Origin of the sequence: Streptomyces sp. HSW2009, assembly GCF_040240285.1 — a bacterium.
GTDB lineage: Bacteria > Actinomycetota > Actinomycetes > Streptomycetales > Streptomycetaceae > Streptomyces.
Genome location: NZ_JBEHZD010000850.1, coordinates 1 through 2,289 on the forward strand (window position 1 = coordinate 1; position 2,289 = coordinate 2,289).

The following is a 2,289-nucleotide window of genomic DNA, read 5'->3' on the forward strand; positions in this document are numbered from 1 at the left end:
TCGTTCCGCCGACCGGCCCGGTGCGGGGTACGCGGCTGCCGCCGGTGGCGCCGCCGGGTCGGTCGGCAGGTGGCCGGCCGGGGCGGTGTGGCCCGGGCCCGGCGGCTGCGCGGCGGAGGCGGGGCCGGGGCCGGCGTGTCCCGGGGGGCCGGGACGCGGGGGGCGGGGATGCGGGGTGCCGTACGGGGGATCGCCGTACGCAGAGCCTCCGTACGCAGAGCCTCCGTATGAAGAGTTGCCGTACGCAGAGTTGCCGTACGAGGAGTCTCCGTACGGCGGGCCGCCGGGCGCGGGGCCTGCGGAGGACGGGCCCCCGGACGGCGATCCGGCCGGCGATCCGGCAGGCGGCGCGAACGCACCGCCCCGCAGCGAGAAGCCGTCGCCCGACGGCGGGTTCGCCGCGTACGCGCCGAGCAGGGTGCGGGCGCCGGCCGTCGTCAGTCGGCGGGCCGGGTCGCGGGTGAGCAGGCCGAGGATGACCGGGGCGAGCGGTCCGGCCTCGGCCGGGGCGCGTATCTCGTCGAAGACCACCGCGTGCAGCACCCCGCCGAGCGAGTCGCGCCGGAACGGGGACTCGCCGCTGACCAGCGTGCACAGCAGCACCCCGAGCGACCACAGGTCCGACTCGGGGCCGGTCCGGTGGCCCGACATCCGCTCCGGCGCGGTGTACTCGGGCGAGCCGACGAAGGTGCCCGTCTCGGTGATGGTGGTGGCGCCGGTGACCTGCGCGATGCCGAAGTCGGTGAGGACGACCCGGCCGGTGGGCGCCTCGATGAGGACGTTGGCGGGCTTGATGTCGCGGTGCAGCACGCCCCGGCCGTGCGCGGTGGCGAGCGCGTCGAGCAGCGCGAGGGCGATCCGCGCGGCCTCCCGCCGGTCGACCGGGCCCCGTTCGGCGAGCTGGTCGGCGAGCGAGCGGCCGTCCACCAACTCCATGACGATCCACGGGCGTTCGTCCTGTTCCACCACGTCGTGCAGGACGATCACGTGCGGATGCTTGAGCTGGGCCACGGTACGGGCCTCGCGGAGCGTGCGTTCGCGCTGCACCTGGGCGTCGAGCGCGGACAGGCCCTCGACCAGGTGCAGTTCCTTCACCGCGACCTGCCGGCCGAGGAGTTCGTCCTGCGCCCGCCAGACGGTCCCCATGCCGCCGCGGCCCAACTGCCCCACCAATCGATAACGCCCGGCGATCAGCCGGGCGTTGCCCCCGTTGCCTACCATGCGGTTCATCTTGCAACACAGCCCGTACGGGCCGGCCGGGCGGGGGCACGCCGCTTACGCGCCCTCCACACACCCTGCCGCCAACCCCCGCAACGCGCTGTACGCCTGCTGGATGAAGGCGCCGTTCAGCGCGGGCGCCCGGTTGGCCAGCGCGACCAGCGAGACGCCGGCCGCGGGGCTGAACCCGGCGAACGCGGTGAAGCCGCGGGTGCCGCCCGAGTGGTGGTAGAGGTCGTGCCCGGGGCGCGGCCTGATGTTCCAGACCAGGGCCAGCCGCGCGGTGCTGCGCGGCACCACCAGGCGGGGCCTGGTCACATCGGCGAGGGCCGCGGTCAGCCGGGCCGGCGCGGTGCCCGGCGCGGTGCTCGGGTCGGCCAGCGCGTCGAGCAGACAGAGCAGGTCGCGGGTGGTGGAGCGGGCCGCCCCCGCGCCCGGCAGGCCGGGGATCTCCCACGGCGGCCTGGCCCTGCCGTGCCAGTAGCCGGTGGCCTGCGGCAGGTCGGGGCCGCAGGTGGTGCGGCGCAGGCCGAGCGGGCGCAGCACCCGGGCGGCGAGGAGTTCACCGAAGTCGCCGTAGGCGCCGCGGCCCGGGCTCGCGGCCCTGGCCAGCAGGTGGCCGAGGAGCCCGACGCCGAAGTTGGAGTAGCGGAACCTGGTGCCCGGCCTGACCCGGGTGCGGGTGCGGCCGAGCGCGGCGAGCAGGTCCTCGGTGCGGAAGGTGCCGTACGGATTCGTGAACCACTCGGGGGCGCCGTGCAGCAGGAAGCCGGGCGGCAGCCGGGGCAGGCCGGAGGTGTGGGTGGCCAGGTGCAGCAGCGTGATCGGGCCGCCCGGCCCCTTGGGCGCCGCGACCCTGGGCAGGAAGCGGGTGATCGGGTCCTCGTACCGCACCTCGCCGCGCGCCACCGACTCCGCGAGCAGCAGCGCGGTCAGCGGCTTGGTCAGCGAGCCGATCTCGAAGCGGGTGTCGGCGTCCACCGGCCGTCCGTCGCCCCAGGCGGTCCGGCCCTCCGCGAGGAAGACCCGGTCCGCGCCGCGCCGGGCGGCGACGGCCACCCCGCTGGCCCC

General features: G+C 76.5%; 2 protein-coding genes. Both read right to left on the bottom strand.

The annotated features are described in order from the left end of the window. On the bottom strand, positions 1–1,230 hold a 1,230-nt coding region (locus AAHZ94_RS32870; RefSeq protein ID WP_502964853.1), incomplete at its 3' end, for a serine/threonine-protein kinase. 45 nt (positions 1,231–1,275) lie between these two features. Continuing rightward, positions 1,276–2,289: serine hydrolase domain-containing protein (locus AAHZ94_RS32875; protein WP_349997368.1), on the bottom strand; the 1,014-nt coding region annotated here is incomplete at its 5' end.